Origin of the sequence: Bowdeniella nasicola, assembly GCF_900107735.1 — a bacterium.
GTDB classification, from domain to species: domain Bacteria; phylum Actinomycetota; class Actinomycetes; order Actinomycetales; family Actinomycetaceae; genus Bowdeniella; species Bowdeniella massiliensis.
On the sequence record NZ_FNQV01000014.1, the window covers coordinates 16,645 to 42,056 of the forward strand.

Sequence of the window (25,412 nt, forward strand, 5' to 3'; positions counted from 1 at the left end):
ATGATGCCCGAGGGAGATACCGTCTTACAGACCGCAGCGCGCCTGCACCAGCTGCTCGCGGGTGACGTTGTGGTTCGCAGCGAGTTTCGCGTCCCGCAGCTCGCGACGACGGACCTTTCCGGCTGGCTAGTGCGCGAGGCCATTCCCGTCGGCAAACACCTCCTGATTCGGCTGCGCGCACCCGTGGAGGTGGTGTCGAAAGGGGCCAGGCCGACGCGGGATTTCACGCTCCATTCCCACTTGATGATGGATGGGATGTGGCGCTTCCAGGAGGCGGGTTGGCCGCGCCCGCGAGATTTTCGGGTGCGCGCAATGCTCGAAACCGCGCGGGTACGCGCCTATGCGGAAGACGTCCAGGGATTCGAACTAGTGCCAACGCGCGATGAGGCCACGCTCATCGGCCATCTCGGCCCGGACCTGCTCCACCCGAGTTTTTCGGAGCGCGACGTCGAGGCCAGCGTCGAGCGGATCCTGGCACGGCCGGCGCGCAGTGTGTCGTCGGCATTGATGGATCAGCGAAATCTGGCTGGCATCGGAAACATTTACCGCAACGAGACGATGTTCCTCATCGGGCTGCGCCACGGCGTGCGCGTCGGGGATGTGGCCGCCGAGAAAGTCGAGGAGGCAGTGCGCACGGCCCATCGCTTGCTCGACCTCAATAAGTTCCGGCTGCCGCGCTCCACCACGGGTCTTGCGGCTCGCGGCCGTGACTCGCTATGGGTCTACGTGCGCGGTGGCCGCCCATGTCGTCGGTGCGGAGAGCGGATCCTCGTTGCGGAGCATGATGATTCGGTCCTGGCGCTGGGACCGAGCGGTGAGGTGCTGGAGCGCGATGGTCGGCCGCTGAAGCTGCGCTGGGTGTGGTGGTGTCCGAGGTGTCAAAGGGGTTGACGCGCACACCGCTTCTGTGGTTCATTAGTTGAGTAAGAAACCAAAGGGGGTGTGTCGTGGACTTCTCGGGACCAGAACCGATCTACTTGCAGATCGCGCAAGATATTCGCGAGCAGATCCTCGCCGGCGTGCTGTGCGCGGGGGATCAGGTCATGTCCACCACGGAGTATGCGACGACCTACCGCATCAATCCCGCAACCGCCGCTAAGGCATTCTCGATCCTCGAGGCTGAGGGGATTGTCTACAAGCAGCGGGGCATTGGTGTCTTTGTGGCGAGTGGCGCCTACCAGATGCTGCTCGCACGCCGCCAAGCAACTTTCGAATCCGACGTCGTGCGGCCCTTTGCCAACGACATTGTTCAATTGGGGCTCGACGTCGAGGAAGTCCTCGATGCCGTGCGTGAGGCCGTCGCCACCCGCCAGGGCTCGATCGAGGAGAGATTATGAGTACTGCGCTGTCCGTTTCGCACGTGTCCTATCGTTACCCGCTGTCCCGACGAGAGGTTCTGACTGACGTCGACGTCTCGATCGAAGCCGGAATGGTGGCGGGGCTCTTTGGTCGCAACGGTGCCGGTAAAACGACGCTGCTCTACCTGTCGGCGGGTCTTGCCAGGCCCCGCTCGGGTACGGTCCGAGTTCATGGCCGCAACCCGTTCAGCGATGCGACTGGGCTCAAGAGCGTCGTCCTTATGAGTTCGGGAAGCTGCCTAAATCGCTCGACGCGGCTCGACAAGCTCGGGCTCTATTGGGCGCGGCAGCGGCCGAACTTTGATACCGATCGGTTGGCCGAGCTGCTCGATCGCTTCGAGGTCAGAGCCGACCGGAAGGAGAACATGCTTTCTCGCGGGGAGCGGTCCTCCGCTAACGCGGCCTTCGCCTTTGCCTGCCGCGCGCCGCTTACGATTCTCGACGAAATCCACCTGGGAATGGATCCCGTCATTCGTCGCCGTTACTACGACACCCTGCTCGAGGAATTCATCGCTACCGGCGGGACGTACATCATTTCCTCGCACCAAATCGAGGACGTCGAGCACCTCATTTCCCACGCTGTTGTCATGGACCGTGGGCGCGTCGTCCGGGTTGGTGACGCCGATGCGCTGCGAGCTGCCCTGCCGGGGGCACGCTCGCTGACTGATGTCCTGATGGATGTCTCCGGAGCTGAGGCATCATGAGTGTGGTGACGCCAACCCTCCGGACTGAGGTGAAGGTCGTCGGCGTCATCGCGGCCTTCTCGGCTATCTCGATCATCTGGATTTGGGCGCTTGCGGCTACTGGCCAGCCGCTAATGGAAGCAATCATCACCTCCTATACAGTGATCGGCTTGGCCGTCACGGTGCTGCCCTATGTATTTGGCCTAATGGTGGCGTGGCGAATTGATGGTTCTCTCCGGTCGGGACAATCTCGAGGCGATGTCGTGCTTTCCATGATCGGTGCTGCCGCACTCATCATCGTGGCAAGCTCGCTCGTCGTCCTCATCATGTCTCTGACGATCTTCTTCGGGGATAACGACGCCAGAATGGCAAGTCCGAGTGGAATCATGGTGGCGGTCGTGACAGCCCCTCTCATCACTTTTGCCTCCACGTCAATCCTTGTCTTGATCTATCGTCGGTGGGGGCTTGCGGTACTTACGACCCTCCTAATATTTGCCATCGTCATCGCGAACGTGGCGGCGGTGTGGTCTTTTAATGTGCAAGCGATCTGGTGGGTAGGGCCTTGGTTCGCGACGACGGCGATTGGTGGTGAATTGGCCGAGCCTGGGATGGCGGCGCGAAGCCTCGCCGCTATTGTGTGGTGGGCCGCATTGGGGATCATGGTGTGGCGCTATGAGCCTCGGAAGCGGGCATAGGAATATTGATGAGAGCAAACGTAATCATTACAGGCGTCTGTGTAGCGATGGCGCTGATCGCCTCCCTTGCTATGCAACTGCTGGCGCCGATCCTGCCAATGGGCGGCAGCTTGCTGTTACCGATCACGTTCTGGCTGGAATTGGTCCTTGCTATCGTCCCCATTGTTCTCGCCCTGCTGGATTCGAGACAGCTCTTCGCTGCACGTAGGGCAGGCATGACGCGAGGCATGGTGGCTGTGCAGGTAGCCCTCGGCTTGGGCTGCGCCGCCGTCGTCGGAATCGCCGCTAGCGTACTGAGGCCACCGTATTACGCAGGTGACGTCGAGCTCATCGTCGTCGATATGGATTTTTGGGGCATCGTGTTGCGCGCCCTTTTCCTGTACTGCTTGGTGTGGATTGTGAAGGTGGTGAGTGAGGTCTCGTCGTGGCGTCTTGCCGTGACAGTGGGCGCTTTGACCCTGGTGGTGTGGGGTGCGGCACTTGCTCTCCACAGTGGGATGGGGGTCTGGCCCGGGATTCTGATTCCGCAGCTCATCTTCGAGGCGGACGCGAGCGTTGCGGTGTTCGTTGTTCCGATCCTGCTTGCGGCGATGGCGTCGCTCATTGCCACGCTCCAGGTTCGCGACATCCAACCCGACTAGGACACGGGCATAATGAGCGCATGGCGCCCACAGGCACACCAGCCGAGGAGCCGGCACGCGACGACGTCGCCCGGTTGCTCGACGCCGCGCGTAGTGGGGAGATTGACTCCCTCGATGAACTGGCAGCGCAGGCGCATTTCTCGCGGTTCCACCTGTCGCGCCTGCTGAAAAAGCACCTCGGCTTTCCGTTGCGCGACTTTCTCGCGGCGGCGCGGGTGGAACGGAGTATCGATGGGCTCGTCGACGGGCATAACGTCACGCGCTCGCAGATTGATGCGGGGCACGATTCGCCCTCGAGTTTTCATCGCGCATTTCGTCGTCACACCGGCATGGCGCCCGCGGAGTATCGCAAACAGATGCAGTCGCTTGCGGCTTTCCTTATGCGCCAGCAGAACCGGGATGCGCCGCTGGTGGTGCTTCACCGGCGATTCGTGGCGGGCGAACACCGCTCGGCCCATCCGCTGACGGTTCAGGTCAGCGGCGCGCAGCCGGGCAGCGCGCTCTTCGTCGCCCTGAATCCTGATCCGCTGGTGCGCGACGAGCCAACGTTAGGCATCGCGTTGCTCGGTACGAACACATACAACGTCGATGCGATTCCCGCAGGCACTTACTACGTCATGGTCGTCGAGGTGCCGCGCAGATCCGATGTGCGGGCCTACTTCCAGATGGCGGGGAATCGTCGCCAACTGCGCCGAGTGCCGGTCCAGTTCCCGCTGACCGAACGAGCGACGGTTGACCTTGAGCTGCGTGAGCGCATCGCCGAGGATCCGCCGATCACCTTGAACCTGCCGCGATTATTCGCGCAAGCGGCCAAAGGCCAGCTCGATCTTGAGGTGAGCAACTCGGGACAAGCGGACGGCCCCGGCACACCCTAGGTTCGAAGTACCACCACACGTTCAGGAGGTCCATCATGGCCCAGCTCTCGACCTACATCGCCTTCCCGGGCAACGCCAAGGAAGCGTTCACGCACTATCAGGGGGTCTTCGGCGGCGACCTCACTCTCATTACCTACGCCGATATGCCGCAGATGGAGGGCATGCCCTTCGAACCCGATCCGACTGCCGTCGCGCACGCCCAACTCGACCTGCCGGGCGGAACGATCACGGGCAGTGACGGAATGCCGGGGGAGGACTACGTCGTTAAAGGCAGCATCTACTCCCTCATGTACGAACTCGACGATGTCGCCAAAGCGCAGGAGCTGATCGACGCGCTCGTCGCTGCCGGCGGCGAGATCAACATGCCCTTCGAGAAGGCGCCGTGGGGTGATACCTACGGTCAGGTCTTCGACAAGTTCGGAGTGATGTGGGCATTTGACGTGCCCGGCAACTAGCCCTGGGATGTCGCGAGTGCCGGGCGTTAGGCGTATCACCTTTCGCCCGGCATCGTCGTGCTAGCCGTCGTCCCGCTTTTCGTGGCAGAATGATCTGCTGTACCCGGCCCGTACGGCCCCTCTCACCGTGCGAGGACGTGTCCAGGACAACCACCGCTGCTGTGACCCACCAGCAGGGGCGCGCGTCCACCCCGATATTTATCAGGAGTTGACCACACAAGTGGCAGTCAAGATTCGTTTGAAGCGCATGGGCAAGATCCGTGCGCCGTTCTACCGCGTCGTCGTCATGGATTCGCGCACCAAGCGTGATGGCCGTGCGATCGAAGAGATCGGCAAGTACCACCCGACCCGCGAGCCTTCCGTCATCGAGATCGATTCGGAGCGCGCGCAGTACTGGCTTTCCGTTGGTGCGCAGCCGACGGACCAGGTCGAGAAGCTGCTTAAGCTCACCGGCGACTGGCAGAAGTTCAAGGGCGAGAAGGACACCGAAAGCAAGGTCCGGACCGCTGAGGGCGTCAGCGAGGAAGAAACTCGCGCCGCCATCAAGGCCGCCGAGGAAGAAGCCGAGAAGCGCAAGGCCGCTGCCTCCGCCAAGAAGGCTGAAGAAGAAGCCGCCTCCGCTGAGTCCGCCGATTCCGCCGAGTCTGCTGACTCCCCGGAAAGCGCTGACTCCCCGGAGTCCGCTGACTCGCCTGAGTCCGCTGAGTCTGCTGAGTCCGCTGAGTAATCATGCTGGCTGAAGCACTGGACCACCTGGTTCGCGGAATCGTCGACAACCCGGACGATGTCCGGGTCAACACCCGGCGGCTGCGTCGAGGAGAACTCCTCGAAGTGCACGTCAACCCGGAAGACCTCGGCCGCGTGATCGGACGCTCCGGACGCACCGCGAAGGCGCTGCGTACCGTCGTCGGTTCGCTGTCAGAGGATCACGTCCGCATTGACGTCGTCGATACCGACCGCCGCTAACTAGCTGACACGCCCGGCCCACATGGGCCGGGTTTGTCATATCTGAAAGGACCATCATGCGTCTTGCCGTAGCAACGATCGCCTCGGCCGTCGGGCTTAAAGGCCACGTGCGGCTGAAGGTCGCGACCGATGATCCCGCAGCGCGATTCGTTCCCGGCGCGCTTCTGCTCACTGATGACGGTGAACTGACCGTTGCGGATGTGCGCAGCGATGGCAAGTCGTGGCAGGTGGCCTTTAAGGGGCACGAGGACCGCACGGCGGCCGAGGCGCTGCGTGATGTCCGGCTGTACATCGAAACCGATAACGAAGACGCCTACGAGGACGAGTTTTTCTATCACGAACTGCTCGGGCTGCCGGTGGTTGATACGGCCGGCCGCGAACTCGGCTCGGTCAAACGGATCCAAGCGATGCCGGGCCACGACCTCATCATCGTTGAGACCGCCCGCGGCGAGGTCATGGTTCCTTTCGTCAGCGAACTGGTGCCCGAGGTAACGCAGAGCGGCGTCGTCGTCGATCCGCCCCGTGGATTATTTGATGATGACGCGGAAGAAGTCCGGCCGTGAAGATCGACGTCGTCACGATCTTTCCCGACTATCTCGCGGCGCTGGATCTCTCCCTCATTGGCAAGGCCCGCCAGCGGGGACTGATTGAGCTCGCGGTCCACGACCTGCGTGGCTGGACGAGCGATAAGCACCGCACCGTCGATGACACTCCCGCCGGCGGCGGCGCGGGGATGGTCATGCGCCCGGACGTGTGGGGGCAGGCGCTCGATGAGGTATTGACCGACGACGCGGTCTTGCTCGTGCCCACGCCTGCTGGCGAGGTTTTCGACCAGCGCCTGGCCGAGGACCTTGCGCGCGAGAACCATCTCGTGTTCGCCTGCGGACGCTACGAGGGCATCGATGCGCGCGTCGCGCAGTCCTACGGGCAGCGGGTGCGCGTTGTCGAGTTTTCGATCGGCGACTACGTCTTAAACGGGGGTGAGGTCGCGGCGCTCGTCGCGATTGAGGCGATCGGTCGGCTAGCGCCCGGCGTCGTCGGCAACCCCGAATCCCTGGTGGAAGAGTCCCACGGCGCTGCCGGCCTGCTCGAATACCCCGTCTACACCCGCCCCGTTAGTTGGCGCGGAGAGGACATCCCCGAGGTCCTGCTCAGCGGCGACCACGCAAAGATCCGTCAGTGGCGGCGAGCGCAAGCGCTCCTGCGTACCGCGCAGCGTCGGCCAGACATGCTGATCGAGCGCGACGAGCCCCTGTCGATGGCCGATCGGCTCACCCTCGTGCGCGCCGGCTTCTTTGTCCTTGGGGGAGAGGTCCTGCCGTGTGAGATTCGCGAGGCGACGACGGCGGACGCGGTGGCCGTCGCGGAGCTTGCTCGCCGTACGTTCCCGGACGCCTGCCCACCGGAGCTCGGCCCGCAAGCGATCGCGGAGTTCATCGAGACGTACTTGACGCCAGAAAAGTTCGCGCGCTACCTGGCCGACCCACAGCGACGAATCTGGCTCGCCAGCGCCGGCGGCCAGCTGCATGCCTACTGCATGGTCATCTTCGGGCTGCGCCCAGAAGACGAAGAGGGCGCGCGCGAGGTCCGTCACCGCCTGCCGAAGGGGCGGCTGGCCGAAGTCTCTAAGTTCTACGTCGATCGTGCCGCCCGCGGCACGGGTCTAGCGCGCGCCTTGATGGATCGCGTCATGCGCGATGTCGCGAGCGCGAGCCCGACGGTGCGCGGGCTGTGGCTCGGAACCAATCGCTCCAATGTTCGCGCCATCACGTTCTATGAGCGCTGCGGTTGGAAAGTCACCGGATCTCGGACGTTCGATGTCGGAGGCGAGCCCCAAGACGACGTCATCATCACAGTTCCGAAGCTGGCAAAATACGCGAGGCCTGTGGCAGACTAGTGCGGTCATGTGCCTCGCGCGGCCACCTGCCACAGGGGGCGGTCGAAGTTCGGCGGCACACCACAAACCACCCGGCAACACCCGTTGCCCCGATATGCGCGCGCGACCTGTGGCGCGAGCGGGAAGAGAACAATCATGCAGAAGCTGGATGCCCTCGACAAGAAGTCGATGCGCGACGACGTGCCGGATTTCCGTGCCGGCGACACCGTCAAGGTCCACGTGAAGGTTATCGAAGGTAGCCGTTCGCGTATCCAGGTCTTCCAGGGCACCGTCCTGGCCCGTCAGGGTGGCGGTGTTCGCGAGACGTTCACCGTCCGCAAGGTGAGCTTTGGTGTTGGAGTTGAGCGCACGTTCCCGCTGCACGCTCCGACGATCGACCACATCGAGGTCGTGGCCCGTGGCGCCGTGCGCCGCGCCAAGCTCTACTACCTGCGCGATCGTCACGGCAAGTCCGCCAAGATCAAGGAAAAGCGCTAAGTCGTTTTTCACACCTCAGCTTCGGCCCGGCATCACCTGCCGGGCCGATGTCTTTACTCGTGCGAGAATGCAGTAAGGTCAGTAACTGACGTTTTCCGAAAGAGGACTCCATGGCATCTGAACCTCGCATTACGCGGAGGACCATCCGACCGCGTGGCGAGACGGAAGATACGATGCCGCCCAGTATCGAACCGAAAAAGCCCGCCAAGCACCTCTCTCCGCGCGCGATCGCGCAAGAGAGCTTCGGCACGTGGCTCAAGGAAACCGCGCTGATCGTCGTCATCGCGCTCGTGCTGTCCTTCCTCGTCAAGACCTTCCTCGTCCAGGCCTTCTTTATCCCCAGCGCCTCGATGCAAGACACGCTGCGGATCGGCGACCGGATCCTTGTGAACAAGACCGTGGGAAGCGACGATATCTCCCGCGGCGACGTCGTCGTCTTTAAAGATCCGGGCGGCTGGCTGCCACCGATGATGGAAGAGGCGTCGACGATCAAACGCTTCGGCAAAGATGCCTTGACCGCGATCGGCATCCTGCCTGCCGATGCGGGCGAACACCTCATCAAGCGCGTCATCGGGCTGCCGGGAGACACCGTGGAGTGTTGCGATGCGCAGGGCCGCATCAAGGTCAATGGCGAGAGCATCGATGAGCCCTATCTCAAACCCGGCGTGAGCCCCTCGGATATCGAGTTCTCCGTCAAGGTCCCCGACGGCAGCGTCTGGCTGATGGGCGATAACCGCTCCAATTCACGCGATTCACGCGCACACATCGGGCTGCCAGGGGGCGGCTTCGTCTCCCTCGATCACGTGCTCGGCCGCGCGTTTGTCATCATGTGGCCCTACGACCATTGGACGTCGCTCGGCCATGGATCCAAGGCCTTTGACAATGTCCCAGCTCCGTAGCGCGACGCGCGACCTGGAAACCGAGCTCCTGGCGGGTGCGCGCTGGGTGATCGGGATCGATGAGGTCGGGCGGGGCGCACTCGCCGGGCCGGTAAGCGTCGGCGTGTGCGTCGTCGACGCTGACACGAGACGCCCGCCGGAAGGGCTAACCGACTCCAAGTTGCTGACCCCCACCCGCCGGGAGGCGATGGTGGCAGAGCTCGCCTCGTGGGGTGCAGCGCGAGCCGTCGGGCATGCCTCGCCAGCCGAGATCGATGCCGTCGGGATCATCGCGGCACTCAGGCTTGCTGCGCTGCGGGCGCTCGCCGTCGCCGCCCAAGGCCTCGGTGGGGAAGATGCGTGTGCCGCCGCCTGCGCCATCATTTTGGATGGGAGCCACAACTGGCTCGTGCCGACGCTCGATCTCTTCACGCCCACTGAGACGCATGCCTGGTGCCAGGCACCCGTGACGATGCGGGTCAAGGCCGATCAGCAGTGCGCCGTCGTCGCGGCTGCATCGGTGCTCGCCAAAGTCGAGCGCGATCGGATCATGGTGGAATACCCCGACCCGGGCTACGGCTTTGCCGCGCACAAGGGCTATGCCGCCGCGGTGCACCGGGAGGCACTGCAGCGGCTCGGGCCGAGCAATTTTCATCGGCGCAGTTGGCGCCTGCTGCCAACCCCCTAACGCGGCGCGGGTGTTCACCCGGTGGCGAACAGCGCCAGACAAACGACTGCGCGCGGGCAGTCAACGCGGCATGATGGCAGGGTGAGTGCCGATGATCTGGAAAATTACGAGACCGAGCTCGAGCTCGATCTCTACCGCGAATACCGCGATGTTGTCTCCCTGTTTAGCTATGTCGTGGAAACTGAGCGACGGTTCTACCTCGCCAACGAGGTCGAGCTCAAGCCACGCAGCGCGGGGGGCGAGGTTTTCTTCGAACTCACGTTGACCGACGCCTGGGTGTGGGACGTGTACCGGTCGGCCCGCTTCGTTGCCAAGGTCAACATTGTGACGTTCAAGGACGTCAACATCGAAGAGCTCACCAAACCCGACATGACGATCTAGCTCGCCGGCACTATCCACAAGCGCGCGATTGGCGCGCGAAGGCCGGCTGAGGACACACCGCGGCGCCAGCTGAGGCGCGATGCCTGGTGGGCTGTGCTCCATGAGCACCCACAATCAACGCCTCGGAACCTACGGCGAGGACACCGCCGCAGCCTACCTCGTCTCCCACGGCTATCAGATCATCGATCGCAACTGGCGATGCGCTGCCGGGGAAGTCGATATCGTCGCGAAAGCCAGCGGCGGCCCGATCTGCCTCGTCGAAGTCAAGACGCGATCCACCTTCGCCTACGGCCACCCGGCCGAATCCATCACGCGCGCCAAGATCGCGCGAATGCGTCAGGTCGCGGGGTACTGGCGACGCGAGAAGGGCGGACCGCACCCGGTTCGGCTCGACCTCATCTGCGTTGACGCCTCCGGCACCACGCCCCAGGTGTGGCACCTGGAAGGGGCGGACCGGTGAAGCTCGCCCGCACGCTCGCTGTCAGCCTGAGCGGACTCGTCGGCGATGTCGTGACGGTCGAGGCGCACCTCGCGACGCACATCCCGCGCTTCACTCTCGTCGGGCTGCCCGACGCATCGCTTGCCGAGGCGAAGGATCGGGTGCGTGCAGCGATCGAATCCTGCGGACGCATCCTGCCGCCGCAGCGCATCACCGTGAACCTGCAGCCCGCCTCGCTGCCGAAGACCGGATCCGGGTTCGACCTGGCGATCGCGATCGCCGTGCTCGTTGCGAACGAGCCTGCCGCCTATCGGCCCTCCATTACCGACGTCGTCCACATCGGCGAACTTGGCCTCGATGGCGCGATCCTGCCGGTGCGTGGCGTCCTACCGGCGGTGCAGGCCGCCAAGGCAGCCGGCTACCGCGCGGTCGTGACGAGCCGCGCGAATGAGGCCGAGGCGAGGCTCGTGCCCGAGATGGATGTGCTCGCCTTTGATCACATGTCCCACCTGCTGCACCACTACGCGCTCGAGTGCACCGTGACGCCCATGCCAGTGATCAACCGGCTGGCTATCGCTGCCGACGATCAGTGCGCCGAGGCACTCGACTTTTCTGACGTCACCGGTCAAGACGATGCCAAGCACGCCCTCGAAGTCGCCGCGGCGGGTGGCCACCACGTCCTCCTCATGGGCCCGCCCGGCACCGGCAAGACGATGCTCGCTTCCCGGCTCCCGACGATCCTGCCGCCCCTTGACGACGACGTCGCTGTCGCGGTCTCCTCAGTGCGTTCCGTGCTGGGGACGTTTAGCGGCACCGAACTCGTCCGGACGCCGCCGTTTGTGGCGCCCCACCACTCCGCCTCGCGGGCATCGCTCGTTGGCGGTGGGGCCCGTATCGCGCGCCCCGGTGCGATCTCCCAGGCCCACGGCGGGGTCCTGTTCCTCGACGAAGCACCCGAATTCGGCGCCGCCAATCTTCAGCTTCTGCGTCAGCCGCTCGAATCGGGCGAGATTTCGATCCATCGATCGCAATCGGTGGCGACCTACCCGGCTCGCTTCCAACTCGTCTTGGCCGCGAACCCGTGCCCGTGCGGCAACGGCCATGGCAAGGGTGCTCGCTGCCGGTGCACGCCACTGCAGAAGCGTCGCTATCTCGAGGCGCTGTCGGGCCCACTGCTCGATCGCATCGATATTCGCAGCCACGTCATGGCACCCTCGACGTCCCGTCCCCTCGCAGGCACCGAAACAAGCGCCATGATCGCGCAGCGCGTCGCCAATGCTAGGAACCGGCAGGCCGAGCGGTGGCGTGACTACCCGTTCTCGCTGAACGCTCATGTGCCAGCGAAGATCCTGCGCGGCGCCGACTCCCCGTTTCCCGCCTCGGCTCGCACGATGCTCGATCCGTATCTCGCGCGCGGCCACATAACGTTACGCGGACTCGATCGCATCCTTCGCCTCGCGCTCACCCTGGCGGATCTGCGCGGGACAGCGCCCACGCGCGATGACATCTCAACGGCCCTACTGCTTCGTATCGGAGACGACCATGCTCACGTGGCGTAACTATTCCCACCCCGTCCGAATGGCCTATGCCGCATGGTCGGCGCTGACCGAAAGCGGCGACGGTGATGCCCACCGCCTCATCGCCCGACATGGGCCCATTGAGGCACTCAACCTCGTGGGCAGCGCGATCGCGGGCGGCACCGAGATCGCCGTTCCCGGCAAAGCGGTGCAACGCTGGGCGCCGCGCATCGCGGCTCTCCATCTCGACGAGCTCGTTGACCGCCACCTGAGCTACGGGGGCTTCCTGCTCACGCCCGACGATGATGCCTGGCCGAGACCCTTTGCTGACCTGGGCGACCGCGCCCCGTTTGCGCTGTGGGCTCGCGGCAAGAACCTCACGACGCTCATGAGCGCGGCGCCGCACGTCTCAATCGTTGGAGCGCGCGCCGCCACCACGTACGGGCTGCACATGGCAACGGAGCTCGCCTCGCACCTGGCAACTCTTGGCCACACGATCGTTTCCGGCGGCGCCTTCGGGATCGATGGGGCGGCGCACCGCGGCGCGCTCGCCGTCGATGGCCCTACCATCGCGATCCTCGCGGGAGGTCCCGACAGGTTCTATCCGGCAGCGCACACATCCCTGCTGGAAGCAATCGAAAGCCGCGGGCTGATCATCAGTGAACACCCGCCCGGACGCGCGCCCTCGCGGTTCCGGTTCCTGGAACGCAATCGCCTCATTGCCGCCCTCGGAGAGGTCACGATCGTCGTGCAGGCGGCATTGCGTAGCGGTGCCCTACGCACCGCTCGCGACGCTAGCGAACTTGGACGCCACGTCGCGGCCATTCCTGGCCCGGTCACCGATATGGCGAGCGCCGGCTGCCACGAGGCGATTCGCTCCCAGCTGGCGGTGCTCGTGACCGATGCCGACGAGGTCCGCGAGCTCATCGCACCGATCGGCACCCACGATGCCACGAAGGTATCCGAGCAAGCTGGCCTCCTCGATGGACTCGAGCCCCACGAGGCCAAGGTGCTCGATGTACTCCCGCCCCGCGGCAGCTACGAGCTCACCCGCGTTGCCGAAGAAAGTGCGCTGTCCATCGAGGACGCTCGCGCGGCCCTCGGCATGCTGACGCTGGCCGGAAAAGTCGAACAGGTGGGCCATGCATTCCGACGTTCGTGAGGAGGCCGTGGCACGATTGAGGGCATGGCCCCGGTCCTTTCTCGCTACGCTGACTTCTTGCGCTATGAGCGCGACGTCAGCGAGAACACCGTGCGCGCCTACCTCTCCGATGTGCGCTCGCTCCTGATATTTGCGGCGCCGGATTCCACGACGGCGGCAGCACTGGAGGATTCGTCCCCCGAATCGCTCGAACCTTTCGCCTTCACCCTCACGACGCTGCGCGGCTGGCTCGCGACGCTCGCCGCAGCGGGGGAGTCACGCGCATCGCTTGCGCGCCGCACCTCCGCCATTAAGCAGTTCTTCTCTTGGGCCGCCAATGTCTCGCTCATCGAATCGAACCCGGCGCTCCGGCTCGTCGCTCCCAAACGTGACTCCCGGTTGCCGACGGTTCTTCGAGAAGACGAAGTCACGACGCTGCTCGCACTCGCCAACGAGGAAGCAGCCGACGACGATCCGATAAAGATCCGGGACGCCGCGATCTTTGAGCTCATCTATGCGGCGGGACTGCGCGTCAGTGAAGCCGCCGAGTTGCCCCTGCATGCAATCGACCGGTCACGGCTCGTTGTCACCGTCACCGGTAAAGGCCGCAAAACCCGCACGGTGCCGATCGGACGACCCGCGCTACAAGCGATCGACCGCTGGCTTGCCGTCCGAGCGGACATCGCTGCGAACGACGCCAGCACGCTCTTCATCGGTGCACGTGGCGGGCGCCTTGACCCGCGAACCATTCGAGCGGCGTTGCATCGCCTCGCTACGCGCGCCGGCGTGCGCGATATTGCGCCGCACGGACTACGGCACTCGGCCGCAACGCACGTCCTCGACGGGGGAGCAGACCTGCGCACGGTCCAAGAGCTGCTGGGACATTCCTCGCTCTCAACGACGCAGCGCTACACCCACGTCACGAAAGATAAGCTTCGAGCCGCGTTCGAGCAGGCCCATCCCCGCGCTTAGTCGCGATCGGGCACGAGCCGGTAGCGCAGCGGCTGGAGCAGCAGCAGCGGATCGATGTATTGCTCGTTTCGCCCTGTCCCGTATTTCGCGCCCCAATGCAGGCAGGAAGCCCCCTCGCAGTGGCCCGGCAGGAGCTCGCCGATGAGGTCCCCTCGGGCGATGACGTCTCCCACGCTCACGAGGGCTTGAACGGGCTCGTACGTCGTGCGCAGCCCGCCCGCGTGTTCCAGTGCCACGACGGGCTTGCCGCCGACCTTGCCCGCGAAGGCGACCCGGCCCGCCCCCGCACCTCGAACAGGTGAGCCCGCCCCAGCCTCCAGATCAACTCCGCGATGTCCGCTCTGCCAGCGCTGGGCGGGCAGATCAAAAGCACGCAGCACCGCTACGGGCCCGCCGGTCGGCCAGTCGAAGTCAAGATCGCTCGACTCCGGCGTTCGCGTTACTGCAGCGCCCGGGGAGAACAGCAGCACCACCATGGTGAGTGCCAACAGCCCTGCCGCACGTACTCGTCGATTCATGGCCCTACCGTGCACCGCGACGTGGCGATCCAGGAGTTTCGTCATCGTCGCAGCGCCACGCCGAGCGCCCTGGGCCCCAGTGTGGATGGCGACAGCCGCCGCATGTGGGCAACCTCGCCGCAGGATCGGCGCATTCGTCGTGGCTCGACGCGGCGCAATCAGGTAAACTCACGCGTGGCAACGTGTGGAAACTCTTCTGCTCGTTGACTATCGCGTGCGTGGAAAACCTCGCCCGGCATCGGTCCCCCTGGGGCGCCCGGCGAACCGCGCACTAGGACTATCAACCGAAATCAGGGTAGCTACGCTGCCCGAAATACGCAGGCAACCGTCTGCGGGAAGGAAGCGTCATGGCCGTCGTAACCATGCGCCAGCTGCTGGAGTCCGGCGTCCACTTCGGACACCAGACCCGTCGCTGGAACCCCAAGATGAAGCGTTTCATCCTCACGGAACGCAATGGCATCTACATCATCGATCTGCAGCAGTCGCTGACCGACATTGATCGCGCCTACGACTTTGTTAAGGAAACCGTCGCCCACGGCGGCACCATCCTGTTCGTTGGCACCAAGAAGCAGGCCCAGGAAGCCGTGGCCGAGCAGGCCCAGCGCGTGGGGATGCCGTTCGTCAACCAGCGTTGGCTCGGTGGCATGCTCACCAACTTCGGCACCGTCCACAAGCGCCTGCAGCGCCTGAAGGAACTCGAGCAGGTCGACTTCGATGACGTCGCCGGCTCCGGCCTGACGAAGAAGGAACTGCTCATGCAGTCCCGCGAGAAGGACAAGCTCTCGCGCACCCTCGGCGGCATCCGCGACATGGCCAAGGTCCCCTCGGCCGTGTGGATCGTGGACACCAACAAGGAACACCTCGCCGTCGCTGAGGCCAAGAAGCTCAACATTCCGATCGTCGCGATCCTCGACACCAACTGTGATCCCGACGAGGTCGACTACGGCATCCCGGGCAACGACGACGCGATCCGCTCCGTCGCCGTGCTCACCCGCGTCATCGCCGATGCCGCTGCCGAAGGCCTCGTGACCCGCCACGGTGGCTCCACCGGCGAAGCCGGCGAGGGCGAAGCACTGGCCGAGTGGGAGCGCGAGATGCTCGAAGGCTCCGGCGAGGACAAGACCGCCACCGAGGCCGACGAGTCGGCCGAAGCGGCCGAGCAGGCCCCGGCTGAAGCCTCGACGACGGAAGAGTCCGCAGTCGAGACCGCCACTCCCGAGTCGACCCCGGCCGGTGACGTGGACCAGGAGACCACCTCGGAGACCGTCGTCGAAGGCGACAAGTCCGAGACCACCGACAACGCCTAAGGAGAACCATCCATGGCTAACTACACCGCTGCTGACATCAAAGCGCTGCGCGAAAAGACCGGCGCCGGCATGCTCGACGTGAAGAAGGCTCTCGACGAGGCTGACGGCGACGCCGAAAAGGCTCACGAGATCATCCGCGTCAAGGGGCTGAAGGGCATCGCCAAGCGCGAGGGCCGTTCCACCTCCGAGGGCATCATTGCCACCGACGTGCGCCCCGGCGAGGGCGGCCAGGTCGGCACGATGATCGAGATCAACTGCGAGACCGACTTCGTTGCGAAGTCCGGCCCGTTCATCGAGATCGCCGACAAGGCCGTCGCCTACGCGGCCGAGCACGGCATCGCGACGCCGGAAGAGCTGCTGAACTCCGACTTCGGCCAGACCTTCACCGACGCCACCGCGCCGCTCGGTGAGAAGATCGTCATCCGCCGCATCGCGTCGGTCACCGGCGAGAACGTCGAGGTCTACCTGCACCGCACCGCCAAGGACCTGCCGCCGCAGGTTGGCGTGCTCGTCGCCTCCGACGCCGCTGGCGCCGAGGTGGCCCGCGACGTCGCGATGCACATCGCGGCTTACTCGCCGAACTTCCTGTCCCGCGACGAGGTTCCCACCGAAACCGTCGAGGACGAGCGTCGTATCGCCGAGGAAACCGCGAAGAACGAAGGCAAGCCCGAGCAGGCGCTGCCGAAGATCGTGGAAGGCCGCATGAACGGCTTCTTCAAGGAGAACTGCCTGCTGGACCAGGCCTTCGCCCGCGATCCGAAGCAGACCGTCGGCCAGATCGTGTCCGCCACCGGCGGCACCATCACCGGCTTCGCTCGCTTCCGCGTCGGCGCCTAATGTCGCCCCGGCCCCGCTTCGCACTGCGCGAGGCGGGGCCGGCCCATAACCACCACCCACCACCTGCAAACGAGGAATGATGTCCGAAAAGCCCCGTCGCGTCCTGCTCAAACTCTCCGGCGAAGTCTTCGGCGGCGGCACTCTCGGATTGGACATCGACGTCCTGAACCTCATTGCCTCCCAAATTCACGACGCCGTCACCGAAGGCGTCCAGGTCGCCTGCGTCGTTGGCGGCGGCAACTTCTTCCGCGGCGCCGAACTGTCCAGCCGCGGCTTTGACCGCGCCCGCGCGGATTACATGGGCATGCTCGGCACCGTCATCAACGCACTCGCGCTGCAAGACGCCATCGAGCAGGCCGGCACCCGCACCCGCGTGCAAACCGCCATCACCATGGGCCAGGTCGCCGAGCCCTACATTCCGCTGCGCGCCATCCGCCACATGGAAAAGGGCCGCGTCGTCGTCTTCGGCGCCGGCGCCGGCATGCCCTATTTCTCGACGGATACCGTCTCCGCGCAGCGCGCCCTGGAGACGAACTGCGATGAGCTGCTCGTCGGCAAATCTGGCGTCGACGGCGTCTACACGGCCGACCCGAAGTTCGACCCGAACGCAGAAAAACTCGATTACGTCACCTACCACGACGCCCTTGCCAAGGGCCTGAAGGTCGTCGACGCGACGGCCTTCTCGCTGTGCATGGACAACGGCCTGAACATGCGCGTGTTCGGCATGAGCGAGCCCGGCAATGTCGCGCGGGCGCTTCGAGGTGACACAATAGGAACATTGGTTAGCGCCTCCTAGCGGCGCCGCCGGTAGCGAGATACCCCCTGTAAGGAGCACAAGTGATTGACGATATTCTCCTCGAAGCCGAGGAGCAGATGAGCAAGGCCGTGGACTTCACGCGCGAAGAGTTCGGCAATATCCGCACCGGCCGCGCCAACGCCGCGATGTTCGAATCGATCCTGGTGGACTACTACGGCGCGCCGACCCCGCTGCAGCAGCTCGCGGGCCTGACGATTCCCGAGGCCCGCATGGTCCTCATCAACCCCTACGACCGCGGCGCCACCGACGCCATCGTGCGCGCGCTGCGCGAATCCGACCTGGGCGTCAACCCCACGGACGACGGCCAGCACATCCGCGTCGCGCTGCCGATCCTGACGGAAGAGCGCCGCAAGGAGTATGTCAAGCTCGCCAAGACGAAGGCCGAGGACGCCCGCATCTCCGTGCGCCACGAACGCCGCAAGGCGATGGACGCCCTGAACAAGCTGAAGAAGGACGGCGACGAGGGCGAAGACGCCGTCGAGCGCGGCGAAAAGGAGCTGGAAGGGCTGACCAAGAAGTACGTCGAGCTCATCGACGAGCTGCTGGACGCCAAGGAAACCGACCTCCTCGAAATCTAAGTGCGCCATAGCGAAGAATCCGATACTCGCGAGGTCCTTGACCGGCTGCGGGAGGCTCGACGTCGGGCGTCAAGCGCGCTCGTTGAGCCCGCCCCGCCCACCCCAACGGATCCGCCGACGACCCACGGCCGCGCCGGTCGCGATCTAACCGCCGCCATCGGCGTTGGCATCGGGCTCGCGCTCGTGCTCGTCGCCTCGCTGCTCTACGACATCCGTATCTTCGTCGGCCTCGTCGCCCTCGTCATCGGCGCGGGCATGTGGGAACTCGCGCGCGCCGTGCGCCTGTCCAACATCCGCATCCCGCTCGAGCCGCTGTGGGTGGGCGGCGCCGGCATGATGATCTCCGCGTGGGTCGGCGGCCCATCGGCGCTGCTCATGGCCTTCGCCCTGACCTGCGGCGCGGTCTTCGTCTGGCGCGTCGTCGAAGGTGGGGGACTGGCCGCCGTGCGCGATGCCTCCACGGCAATGTTCGTCGCGGCCTACCTGCCATTTTTGGCTTCCTTCGCCGTCCTTTTGGCGCGGCGGCCGGACGGCGCCTGGGCCGTGCTGACATTCGTCGCGATCGTCGTCGCCTCCGATACCGGCGGCTATATCGCGGGCGTGCTCTTCGGCAAGCACCCGATGAGTCCGTCGATCTCGCCGAAGAAGTCCTGGGAGGGCTTTGCCGGCTCGATCACGCTTGCCACGGCGATCGCCATTGTCTGCGCGCACTTTGCGCTCGGCCTACCGTGGTGGACCGGCGTGCTGCTCGGCGTGCTCGGGGTGTTGACGGGCACCGTCGGCGATCTCGCCGAATCGCTCATCAAACGCGACCTCGGCCTGAAAGACATGGGCACGATCCTGCCCGGGCACGGCGGCATCATGGATCGCCTCGACTCCCTGCTCGTGACCGTACCCGTGATCTACCTCGTCTTGGAGGCCGTCGCATGACATCCGAACCGACCGGCGCGCCCGTTGAGTCGCTCGACCCGGCCCTGCGCCTGCCGCTGACCTTCACCGCGCCGCGCCGCGGCAAACCGCCCAAGCACTTGGCCGACCTCAGCCGCGCCGAGCGGCGCGACCTCGTGAGCGAAGCCGGGCTGCCGGCATTCCGCGCCGATCAGCTCTCGCGCCACTACTTCACGCACTTCACGCGCGAGCCGGGCGACATGACCGACATTCCCGCGAGCCAGCGCGAATCGCTCACCTCGCTGCTGCTGCCCGAACTCGTCAGCAAGGTCACCGATATCACTGCTGACGGCGGCGCCACCATCAAATCGCTGTGGCGGCTCTTCGACGGGGTGCGCGTCGAATCGGTCCTCATGGGCTATGACAATCGCACGACGCTGTGCATCTCCTCGCAGGCCGGCTGCGGCATGGCCTGCCCGTTTTGCGCCACCGGCCAGATGGGCCTGACGCGCAACCTGTCAACCGCCGAAATCATCGAGCAGGTGCGGATCGCGGCGGCGATGAGCCAAAACGGCGCGCTCGCAACTGGCCCGGCTCGCATGTCGAACATCGTCTTCATGGGCATGGGCGAACCACTCGCGAACTATCGCGCCGTCATCGGCGCCGTGCGCCGCCTCGTGGATGAATCGCCCGAGGGTTTTGGCCTGTCCGCGCGCCACGTCACCGTCTCGACCGTCGGCCTCGTGCCCGCTATCAATAAGCTCGCGGCCGAGGGGATCCCCGTCACGCTTGCCGTCTCGCTGCACGCTCCCGACGACGAGCTGCGCGACAACCTCATTCCCGTGAACTCGCGGTGGAAGGTCGGCGAGCTGCTCGATGCCGCGCGCGCCTACTTCCGCGCGACGGGCCGCCGCGTCTCGATCGAATACGCCCTCATTAAAGACATCAACGACCAGGCGTTTCGCGCTCAGTTGCTCGCTGATGAGCTCAACGCGCGCGGCCACGGCTGGGCGCACGTCAACCCCATCCCGCTCAACCCGACGCCCGGCTCGATGTGGACGGCCGCGAGCGAGCAGGCGACCCGGACCTTCGTCGACACGCTGCGTCGGGCCGGAATTCACACGAGCGTGCGAGATACTCGAGGCAGCGACATAGACGGCGCGTGCGGCCAGCTCGCGACCGAAGTGCTGAAAGGGGCACAGTCATGAGCAAGGACATGTTTCCGCGCGAGTCTCGCTTCAGCGAGGGGTACGACATCGAGCAGGTCGAGGAGTTCTTCACCCGAGCTCGCGATTCCTACGAGGCGGATGCCGGCACGCGCTCCATGAGCGATCAGGACGTGCGCAACATTGCTTTCGAGCAGGTGCGCGGCGGCTACCGCTTCGCCGCCGTTGACGCGGCCCTGGACCGCCTCGAGGTCGCCTTCGTCAAGCGCCGCCGCGCCGACTTCATCGCCGCCAACGGCCAGGAAGCCTGGATGGACCACATTGCCGAGCTTGCCAAGACGCTCTACCCGCGCCTGCAGCGCCCCGCCGGCGAGCGCTTCGCCGACGCTGAGGGCAGCGGCTATGCCAAAAAGGACGTCGATGAGCTGATGGAGACGCTCGTGTCGTATTTTGACGACGGCGCTGACCTCACGAGCCACGACATTCGGCACGCGGACTTTCCCGCCGCCCGCGGCTCGAAGGCCTACAGCGAGAACGTCGTCGACGCCTATCTCGATCGGGTCGCCGAAGTCCTACTGGCGGTCGAGTAGTGGCCGCCCTCTTCGTCCTCGGGGCGACGGGATCGATCGGCACGCAGGCGCTGGATGTCGCCCGCGCCGAGCAGATGAGCGTTGCAGGCCTAGCCGCCGGCGGCGCGAACCTAGAGTTGCTCGTCGCCCAAACGGCCGAATTCACGCCCGAGGTAATCGCGATCGCCGATGAGCGCGGCGAAGCCGAGCTGCGCTCGCGGCTGGCCGAGGCCGGCGCCGGCCGTACCTTCGCCGCCCCCGACATCCTCATCGGAGCGGCCGCCGCCGCCGAGCTCGCGGGGCGCGCCCAAAGCGAGGACACCGTCCTCAACGGCATCACGGGCTCGATCGGCCTACCCGCCACGCTGTCGGCCCTTGCCACCGGCGCCCGCCTCGCCCTTGCCAACAAGGAGTCGCTCGTCGTCGGTGGCGCCCTCGTCGCCGAGGCCATGACGCGCCCGGGCCAGATCGTGCCCGTCGACTCCGAGCACTCCGCGATGTTCCAGGCGCTCGCCGCCGGCACCCACCACCGGGGCCTGTGCAGCGAAAACCTCGACGGCGAGTCCAACGTCGCGCGCCTCGTCCTGACCGCCTCGGGCGGGCCCTTCCGCGGCAGGACCCGCGCCGAGCTCGATGCCGTCACCCCGGAGCAGGCGCTCGCCCACCCGACGTGGGACATGGGCCCCGTCGTGACGATCAACTCCTCCACCCTCATGAACAAGGGCCTGGAGCTCATCGAAGCCCAGCTCCTGTTTGACGTCGACGCCGCGAATATCGACGTCGTCGTCCACCCGCAATCGATCGTCCACTCCATGGTGGCCTTCGTTGACGGCTCGACGATCGCCCAGGCCTCCCCGCCCAACATGCGCCTGCCGATCGCCCTCGCCTTGACCTGGCCGCAGCGCACCTACCCGGCGCCCGCCTGCCAGTGGGATGCGCCGACGAACTGGACCTTTGAGCCCGTGGACACCGAAACCTTCCCCGCGACCGAACTCGCGCGCGCCGCCGTCGCCGCATCCCCCACGCACCCGGCCGTGCTCAACGCCGCCAATGAGGCGTGCGTCGCACAGTTCCTTTCCGGGAACATCGCCTACCTCGCGATCGTTGATACCGTCAGCGAGGTGCTGGCCGCCCACCGGTGGGATTCCGGTAGGACGCCAAGCCTCGACGACCTCGCCGAGCTCGATGCCTGGGCCCGGCGCGAAGCGAGCGAAAGGTTGAGCGCGTGTCATACCTGATCGGTATCGGGTTACTGATCGTTGGACTCCTCGTGTCCATCGCGCTGCACGAGGTCGGCCACATGTGGCCGGCGAAGAAGTTCGGCGTGAAGGTGCCGCAGTACTTCGTCGGCTTTGGCCCGACGCTGTGGTCGACGAAACGCGGCGAGACCGAATACGGCATCAAGGCGATCCCGCTCGGCGGCTACGTGCGCCTGGCGGGGATGTACCCGCCAGCCGAGGCGCTCGCCAAGGTCCCCGCCGATCGCCGCTCCCTGGCAAGCGCCGCCCGCGCCGAGGCCCTCGCGGACCTCGAGCCGGGGGAGGAGCACCGCGCCTTTTACCGCCTGTCGACGCCCAAAAAGATCATCGTCATGCTCGCCGGCCCGGTCATGAACCTCATCATCGCGTTCGTGCTGCTCGCCGGAATCCTCATGGGTTGGGGGCTACCGGTCGCTTCGACGACGCTCGCCGACGTCCCCGCGTGCGCCACCGAGTCCGAGCCGTGCGATAGCCCCGGCGCCGCATACGCCGCGGGGTTGCGCCCCGGCGATACCATCACCGGCTTCGCGGGCAAGCCCATCCGCACCTGGGAGGATCTGCCCCGCGCGGTAGCGGAAAACGACCTGAAGCCGACGGAGATCACCTTCGTCTCCGACGGCGTCGAGCACACCGCGCCCATCACGCCCCAGCTGCGCAGCGTCACCCGCGTCGATGGCGAAGTCGTCGAACGGCCCGTCATTACCGTGATCGCCGGCCAGGAACGCAAGCCCGCGGCGTTCGGCGAGGTCGTCGCGATGACGAGCAAGGGCGTCACCGAGACGTTCAAGGTCATCGGGGCGCTGCCGATGCGGCTGTATGACGTGGCCCGCTCGCTCGTGACCGACGAGCCGCGCGAGGACGGCGTCATGTCGATTATTGGTGTGGGCCGCCTCGCCGGCGAGGTCGCGGCCACCCCGAGCGAGGGCGCCGCTACCGGCACTAGCGCCGGTCCCGGCTGGACCGACAAGATCATGTCGCTGCTTTCGCTCATCGCCTCGCTGAACATCGCGCTGTTCGCCTTCAACCTCATCCCGCTGCTGCCGCTGGACGGCGGCCACATCGCGGGGGCGCTGTATGAAGGCGCCCGGCGCCGCATCGCGCGCGCCTTCGGCCGGCCGGACCCGGGCCCGGTCGATACCGCGCGCATGCTGCCCTTGACCTACACCGTCTTCATCCTCCTGATCGGGATGACGTTGCTGCTCGGCTACGCCGATATCGTCAAACCAATCACGTTATAGCGGGCGCGATCCCTTCCCGAACGCACGCCCGCCCCAGCAGCGGTACCCTAGGGCTGTGACTACTCCGATCTCACTAGGCATGCCCCAGGTTAAGGAAGCCCCGCCCGTCCTCGCGCAGCGGCGCCCGACCCGCAAGATTAAGGTGGGCTCCGTCGAGGTCGGCGGCGATGCCCCCATCTCGGTGCAATCAATGACGACGACGAAGACTACGGACATCGGCGCCACCTTGCAGCAAATCGCCGAGCTGACGGCCGCCGGCTGCGATATCGTGCGCGTCGCCTGCCCGAGCGCCGACGACGCCGAAGCGCTGCCGATCATCGCTCGCAAGTCGACGATCCCCGTCATCGCCGATATCCACTTCCAGCCGCGCTACGTCTTTGCCGCGATCGAGGGCGGCTGCGCGGCCGTGCGCGTGAACCCCGGTAATATCCGCAAGTTCGACGATCAGGTCAAGGAGATCGCCCAGGCCGCGAAGGACCACGGCACCTCCATCCGCATCGGCGTGAACGCCGGCTCGCTGGATCCGCGCCTGCTGGAAAAGTACGGCTCGGCCACCCCCGAGGCCCTCGTCGAGTCCGCCGTATGGGAAGCCTCGCTGTTCGAGGAACACGATTTTCACGACTTCAAGATCTCGGTCAAGCACCACGACCCGGTCGTCATGGTGCAGGCCTATGAGATGCTCTCCGAGCGCGGTGACTGGCCACTGCACCTCGGCGTGACGGAGGCCGGCCCGGCCTTCCAGGGCACGATCAAGTCCGCCGTCGCCTTCGGCGCGCTGCTATCCAAGGGCATTGGAGACACGATCCGCGTCTCGCTGTCGGCGCCGCCGGTCGAAGAGGTCAAGGTCGGCATCCAGATCCTGCAGTCGCTGAACCTGCGGCCAAAGAAGCTCGAGATCGTCTCCTGCCCCTCGTGCGGCCGCGCCCAGGTCGATGTCTATAAGCTCGCCGACGAGGTCACTGAAGGCCTCAAGGACGTTACCGTGCCGCTGCGCGTCGCCGTCATGGGCTGCATCGTCAACGGCCCGGGCGAGGCCCGCGAAGCCGATCTCGGCGTCGCCTCCGGTAACGGCAAGGGCCAGATCTTCGTCAAGGGCGAGGTCATCAAGACGGTGCCCGAGGCTGAGATCGTGCAGACCCTCATCGCCGAAGCCCAGCGCATCGCCGAACAGATGGAAGCCGAAGGTCACGCCTCCGGCGAACCGACCGTCGCCGTAAAGTAAGCCGCCGTGTTGCAGCGGTGGGCGCGACGCGGCGCGAGCCGAGGCCCTCAGATCCGGCCGGTCACGGCCCAAGACGTGGCGCTGCGCCACGCCGTCATCGAGCTGTGTGAAGCCGAACCCGTCACGGCGGTGATGATGCGCCGCCACGTCGATGCGATGGGCCGGCGCTCGGCAGCCTACGGCCAGCTCTATGCCCGAGTGCAGCAAACCGAGCGGGGACCGCGGGTGGATGCCGCCCTGTGGTCGGGCGCGAACCTCATCGCGCTCGGCTATCAAGACGCCCTTAATGATTTTGCGAAGCTGGCCGCGAGCCAGGGCCGGCGCTGCTCCTCGATCGTGGGGCATCTCGGCCATGTCGCCGGGCTGTGGGAGCAGCTGCGTGACGTATGGTCGCCACCGCGCGAAGAGCGCCTGGACCAGCCCGTCCTCGTCAAACGCCAGCCCTCGAGCGTCGCGCCCGATCCGCGGCTGCGCTTTGCCACCGTGGCCGATACCGAGGCGATCGTCCCAGCCGCGATCGCGATGTACACCGAGGAAGTGGGCTATGACCCGCGGCGTTTTGGTGCGGGCTACGAGCACCACATCCGCTCCCAGATCCGCGCGGGCCGCACCTTCGTCATTACGGAGGACGATACGCCCGGCTCGCCCGTGGTCTTCACAGCCGAGGTTGGGGTGCTGGCGGGCGACGTCGCGCAGATTCACGGCGTGTGGGTCGATCCACGCCTGCGGGGGCGCGGCATCGGCTCGGCGGCGATGGCCGGGGTGTGCGAGCTGACGACCGCCCACCTCGCCTCGACGGTGAGCCTGTACGTCAACTCCTATAACGCGCCGGCGATGCGAATCTATCAGCGCACCGGCTTCGAACAGGTCGCCACCTTCGCGACGATTTTGTTCTAGACACGACAAAGGCGGCCGACACGATCTCAATCGTGCCGGCCGCCGTCGTATCG

31 protein-coding genes are annotated in these 25,412 nt (G+C 65.7%); 30 read left to right on the forward strand and 1 reads right to left on the reverse strand.

All coding sequences use genetic code 11. The features are described 5' to 3' along the window. Window positions 1-3 precede the first annotated feature (3 nt). The 19 genes from BLU67_RS10185 (at window position 4) to BLU67_RS10275 (ending at window position 14,063) form a co-directional block, all read left to right on the forward strand. Window positions 4-891, forward strand: a complete 888-nt coding sequence (locus BLU67_RS10185) for a DNA-formamidopyrimidine glycosylase family protein (protein WP_176780780.1) — start codon at window positions 4-6, stop codon at window positions 889-891. Window positions 892-947: 56 nt separating this feature from the next. After that, on the forward strand, window positions 948-1,337 hold the full coding sequence (locus tag BLU67_RS10190) for a GntR family transcriptional regulator (protein ID WP_092565602.1): 390 nt from the start codon (window positions 948-950) through the stop codon (window positions 1,335-1,337). Further along, complete coding sequence (locus BLU67_RS10195) at window positions 1,334-2,062, forward strand: ATP-binding cassette domain-containing protein (RefSeq protein ID WP_092565604.1); 729 nt, start codon at window positions 1,334-1,336, stop codon at window positions 2,060-2,062. The genes BLU67_RS10190 and BLU67_RS10195 overlap by 4 nt, the downstream gene beginning before the upstream one ends. 5 nt (window positions 2,063-2,067) lie before the next feature. Beyond that, window positions 2,068-2,736, forward strand: a complete 669-nt coding sequence (locus tag BLU67_RS10200) for a hypothetical protein (protein WP_143027404.1) — start codon at window positions 2,068-2,070, stop codon at window positions 2,734-2,736. A gap of 47 nt (window positions 2,737-2,783) precedes the next feature. Next, entirely contained in the window at window positions 2,784-3,377 is a 594-nt protein-coding gene (locus BLU67_RS10205) for a hypothetical protein (RefSeq protein ID WP_143027405.1), read from the forward strand. A 74-nt stretch (window positions 3,378-3,451) separates the two neighbouring features. Continuing rightward, window positions 3,452-4,252, forward strand: coding sequence for a helix-turn-helix domain-containing protein (locus tag BLU67_RS10210; protein ID WP_176780781.1), 801 nt, complete (start codon window positions 3,452-3,454; stop codon window positions 4,250-4,252). Between the two features lie 35 nt (window positions 4,253-4,287). Then, complete coding sequence (locus BLU67_RS10215) at window positions 4,288-4,707, forward strand: VOC family protein (protein ID WP_222842469.1); 420 nt, start codon at window positions 4,288-4,290, stop codon at window positions 4,705-4,707. 220 nt (window positions 4,708-4,927) lie between these two features. Beyond that, window positions 4,928-5,434, forward strand: coding sequence for a 30S ribosomal protein S16 (gene rpsP, locus BLU67_RS10220; RefSeq protein WP_092565614.1), 507 nt, complete (start codon window positions 4,928-4,930; stop codon window positions 5,432-5,434). Between the two features lie 2 nt (window positions 5,435-5,436). Then, on the forward strand, window positions 5,437-5,673 hold the full coding sequence (locus BLU67_RS10225) for an RNA-binding protein (protein WP_092565616.1): 237 nt from the start codon (window positions 5,437-5,439) through the stop codon (window positions 5,671-5,673). 56 nt (window positions 5,674-5,729) lie between these two features. Continuing rightward, window positions 5,730-6,236 carry a ribosome maturation factor RimM gene (gene rimM, locus BLU67_RS10230; protein ID WP_092565618.1) on the forward strand — a complete coding sequence of 169 codons (507 nt, stop codon included), beginning with the start codon at window positions 5,730-5,732 and terminating at the stop codon, window positions 6,234-6,236. Continuing rightward, window positions 6,233-7,570, forward strand: coding sequence for a tRNA (guanosine(37)-N1)-methyltransferase TrmD (trmD, locus tag BLU67_RS10235; protein WP_092565620.1), 1,338 nt, complete (start codon window positions 6,233-6,235; stop codon window positions 7,568-7,570). The genes rimM and trmD overlap by 4 nt, the downstream gene beginning before the upstream one ends. A 135-nt stretch (window positions 7,571-7,705) precedes the next feature. Further along, window positions 7,706-8,047 (forward strand): 50S ribosomal protein L19, encoded by a 342-nt coding sequence (gene rplS, locus BLU67_RS10240; RefSeq protein WP_092565622.1) that lies wholly within the window; start codon window positions 7,706-7,708, stop codon window positions 8,045-8,047. Window positions 8,048-8,220: 173 nt separating this feature from the next. After that, window positions 8,221-8,946, forward strand: a complete 726-nt coding sequence (gene lepB / locus BLU67_RS10245; RefSeq protein ID WP_222842470.1) for a signal peptidase I — start codon at window positions 8,221-8,223, stop codon at window positions 8,944-8,946. Continuing rightward, on the forward strand, window positions 8,930-9,613 hold the full coding sequence (locus BLU67_RS10250) for a ribonuclease HII (protein WP_092565626.1): 684 nt from the start codon (window positions 8,930-8,932) through the stop codon (window positions 9,611-9,613). The genes lepB and BLU67_RS10250 overlap by 17 nt, the downstream gene beginning before the upstream one ends. A gap of 81 nt (window positions 9,614-9,694) precedes the next feature. Then, window positions 9,695-9,994: a DUF2469 domain-containing protein gene (locus tag BLU67_RS10255; RefSeq protein WP_092565628.1), complete on the forward strand. Its 300-nt coding sequence runs from the start codon at window positions 9,695-9,697 to the stop codon at window positions 9,992-9,994. 100 nt (window positions 9,995-10,094) lie between these two features. Next, window positions 10,095-10,454 carry a YraN family protein gene (locus tag BLU67_RS10260; RefSeq protein ID WP_092565630.1) on the forward strand — a complete coding sequence of 120 codons (360 nt, stop codon included), beginning with the start codon at window positions 10,095-10,097 and terminating at the stop codon, window positions 10,452-10,454. Beyond that, window positions 10,451-11,992, forward strand: a complete 1,542-nt coding sequence (locus BLU67_RS10265) for a YifB family Mg chelatase-like AAA ATPase (RefSeq protein WP_092565632.1) — start codon at window positions 10,451-10,453, stop codon at window positions 11,990-11,992. The genes BLU67_RS10260 and BLU67_RS10265 overlap by 4 nt, the downstream gene beginning before the upstream one ends. Beyond that, window positions 11,976-13,112 (forward strand): DNA-processing protein DprA, encoded by a 1,137-nt coding sequence (gene dprA / locus BLU67_RS10270; protein WP_176780782.1) that lies wholly within the window; start codon window positions 11,976-11,978, stop codon window positions 13,110-13,112. The genes BLU67_RS10265 and dprA overlap by 17 nt, the downstream gene beginning before the upstream one ends. A 24-nt stretch (window positions 13,113-13,136) precedes the next feature. Continuing rightward, window positions 13,137-14,063 carry a tyrosine recombinase XerC gene (locus tag BLU67_RS10275; RefSeq protein WP_092565636.1) on the forward strand — a complete coding sequence of 309 codons (927 nt, stop codon included), beginning with the start codon at window positions 13,137-13,139 and terminating at the stop codon, window positions 14,061-14,063. Here the strand turns inward: BLU67_RS10275 and BLU67_RS10280 are convergent. Continuing rightward, window positions 14,060-14,581 (reverse strand): M23 family metallopeptidase, encoded by a 522-nt coding sequence (locus tag BLU67_RS10280; RefSeq protein ID WP_261977099.1) that lies wholly within the window; start codon window positions 14,579-14,581, stop codon window positions 14,060-14,062. The genes BLU67_RS10275 and BLU67_RS10280 overlap by 4 nt on opposite strands. 347 nt (window positions 14,582-14,928) lie before the next feature. Between BLU67_RS10280 and rpsB the strand changes: the two genes are divergently transcribed. From rpsB to BLU67_RS10335, 11 genes are all read left to right on the forward strand, one after another. Continuing rightward, entirely contained in the window at window positions 14,929-15,888 is a 960-nt protein-coding gene (gene rpsB / locus BLU67_RS10285) for a 30S ribosomal protein S2 (protein WP_092565640.1), read from the forward strand. Between the two features lie 12 nt (window positions 15,889-15,900). Next, window positions 15,901-16,725 carry a translation elongation factor Ts gene (gene tsf, locus BLU67_RS10290; protein WP_092565642.1) on the forward strand — a complete coding sequence of 275 codons (825 nt, stop codon included), beginning with the start codon at window positions 15,901-15,903 and terminating at the stop codon, window positions 16,723-16,725. Window positions 16,726-16,801: 76 nt separating this feature from the next. Beyond that, the gene (pyrH, locus tag BLU67_RS10295) at window positions 16,802-17,521 is read left to right on the forward strand and encodes a UMP kinase (protein ID WP_092565643.1); all 720 of its coding nucleotides are present in this window, start codon (window positions 16,802-16,804) and stop codon (window positions 17,519-17,521) included. Between the two features lie 41 nt (window positions 17,522-17,562). Further along, window positions 17,563-18,120: a ribosome recycling factor gene (gene frr, locus BLU67_RS10300; protein WP_092565644.1), complete on the forward strand. Its 558-nt coding sequence runs from the start codon at window positions 17,563-17,565 to the stop codon at window positions 18,118-18,120. Then, on the forward strand, window positions 18,121-19,050 hold the full coding sequence (locus BLU67_RS10305; protein WP_261977100.1) for a phosphatidate cytidylyltransferase: 930 nt from the start codon (window positions 18,121-18,123) through the stop codon (window positions 19,048-19,050). After that, the gene (gene rlmN / locus BLU67_RS10310; protein WP_092565645.1) at window positions 19,047-20,216 is read left to right on the forward strand and encodes a dual-specificity RNA methyltransferase RlmN; all 1,170 of its coding nucleotides are present in this window, start codon (window positions 19,047-19,049) and stop codon (window positions 20,214-20,216) included. Before BLU67_RS10305 ends, rlmN begins: the two co-directional genes overlap by 4 nt. Beyond that, entirely contained in the window at window positions 20,213-20,764 is a 552-nt protein-coding gene (locus BLU67_RS10315) for a DivIVA domain-containing protein (protein ID WP_261977101.1), read from the forward strand. The genes rlmN and BLU67_RS10315 overlap by 4 nt, the downstream gene beginning before the upstream one ends. Then, window positions 20,764-21,981: a 1-deoxy-D-xylulose-5-phosphate reductoisomerase gene (gene dxr, locus BLU67_RS10320; protein ID WP_092565647.1), complete on the forward strand. Its 1,218-nt coding sequence runs from the start codon at window positions 20,764-20,766 to the stop codon at window positions 21,979-21,981. The genes BLU67_RS10315 and dxr overlap by 1 nt, the downstream gene beginning before the upstream one ends. Then, window positions 21,969-23,240: a M50 family metallopeptidase gene (locus BLU67_RS10325; RefSeq protein ID WP_092565650.1), complete on the forward strand. Its 1,272-nt coding sequence runs from the start codon at window positions 21,969-21,971 to the stop codon at window positions 23,238-23,240. Before dxr ends, BLU67_RS10325 begins: the two co-directional genes overlap by 13 nt. Window positions 23,241-23,319: 79 nt before the next feature. Beyond that, window positions 23,320-24,462 carry a flavodoxin-dependent (E)-4-hydroxy-3-methylbut-2-enyl-diphosphate synthase gene (gene ispG, locus BLU67_RS10330; protein ID WP_092565653.1) on the forward strand — a complete coding sequence of 381 codons (1,143 nt, stop codon included), beginning with the start codon at window positions 23,320-23,322 and terminating at the stop codon, window positions 24,460-24,462. A gap of 75 nt (window positions 24,463-24,537) precedes the next feature. After that, window positions 24,538-25,359 carry a GNAT family N-acetyltransferase gene (locus BLU67_RS10335; RefSeq protein ID WP_092565655.1) on the forward strand — a complete coding sequence of 274 codons (822 nt, stop codon included), beginning with the start codon at window positions 24,538-24,540 and terminating at the stop codon, window positions 25,357-25,359. Window positions 25,360-25,412: the final 53 nt, after the last annotated feature.

What these genes read in the sequence shown, in the direction of transcription:
- dprA (WP_176780782.1), top strand. Translation starts at nt 11,976, where the DNA reads ATGCTCACGTGGCGTAACTATTCCCACCCCGTCCGAATGGCCTATGCC.
- BLU67_RS10225 (WP_092565616.1), top strand. Translation starts at nt 5,437, where the DNA reads ATGCTGGCTGAAGCACTGGACCACCTGGTTCGCGGAATCGTCGACAAC.
- tsf (WP_092565642.1), top strand. Translation starts at nt 15,901, where the DNA reads ATGGCTAACTACACCGCTGCTGACATCAAAGCGCTGCGCGAAAAGACC.
- BLU67_RS10195 (WP_092565604.1), top strand. Translation starts at nt 1,334, where the DNA reads ATGAGTACTGCGCTGTCCGTTTCGCACGTGTCCTATCGTTACCCGCTG.
- BLU67_RS10205 (WP_143027405.1), top strand. Translation starts at nt 2,784, where the DNA reads ATGGCGCTGATCGCCTCCCTTGCTATGCAACTGCTGGCGCCGATCCTG.
- lepB (WP_222842470.1), top strand. Translation starts at nt 8,221, where the DNA reads ATGCCGCCCAGTATCGAACCGAAAAAGCCCGCCAAGCACCTCTCTCCG.
- pyrH (WP_092565643.1), top strand. Translation starts at nt 16,802, where the DNA reads ATGATGTCCGAAAAGCCCCGTCGCGTCCTGCTCAAACTCTCCGGCGAA.
- rimM (WP_092565618.1), top strand. Translation starts at nt 5,730, where the DNA reads ATGCGTCTTGCCGTAGCAACGATCGCCTCGGCCGTCGGGCTTAAAGGC.
- BLU67_RS10275 (WP_092565636.1), top strand. Translation starts at nt 13,137, where the DNA reads ATGGCCCCGGTCCTTTCTCGCTACGCTGACTTCTTGCGCTATGAGCGC.
- BLU67_RS10315 (WP_261977101.1), top strand. Translation starts at nt 20,213, where the DNA reads ATGAGCAAGGACATGTTTCCGCGCGAGTCTCGCTTCAGCGAGGGGTAC.
- rlmN (WP_092565645.1), top strand. Translation starts at nt 19,047, where the DNA reads ATGACATCCGAACCGACCGGCGCGCCCGTTGAGTCGCTCGACCCGGCC.
- BLU67_RS10250 (WP_092565626.1), top strand. Translation starts at nt 8,930, where the DNA reads ATGTCCCAGCTCCGTAGCGCGACGCGCGACCTGGAAACCGAGCTCCTG.
- rpsB (WP_092565640.1), top strand. Translation starts at nt 14,929, where the DNA reads ATGGCCGTCGTAACCATGCGCCAGCTGCTGGAGTCCGGCGTCCACTTC.
- BLU67_RS10185 (WP_176780780.1), top strand. Translation starts at nt 4, where the DNA reads ATGCCCGAGGGAGATACCGTCTTACAGACCGCAGCGCGCCTGCACCAG.
- rplS (WP_092565622.1), top strand. Translation starts at nt 7,706, where the DNA reads ATGCAGAAGCTGGATGCCCTCGACAAGAAGTCGATGCGCGACGACGTG.
- BLU67_RS10215 (WP_222842469.1), top strand. Translation starts at nt 4,288, where the DNA reads ATGGCCCAGCTCTCGACCTACATCGCCTTCCCGGGCAACGCCAAGGAA.
- ispG (WP_092565653.1), top strand. Translation starts at nt 23,320, where the DNA reads ATGCCCCAGGTTAAGGAAGCCCCGCCCGTCCTCGCGCAGCGGCGCCCG.
- BLU67_RS10280 (WP_261977099.1), bottom strand. Translation starts at nt 14,581, where the DNA reads ATGAATCGACGAGTACGTGCGGCAGGGCTGTTGGCACTCACCATGGTG.
- BLU67_RS10260 (WP_092565630.1), top strand. Translation starts at nt 10,095, where the DNA reads ATGAGCACCCACAATCAACGCCTCGGAACCTACGGCGAGGACACCGCC.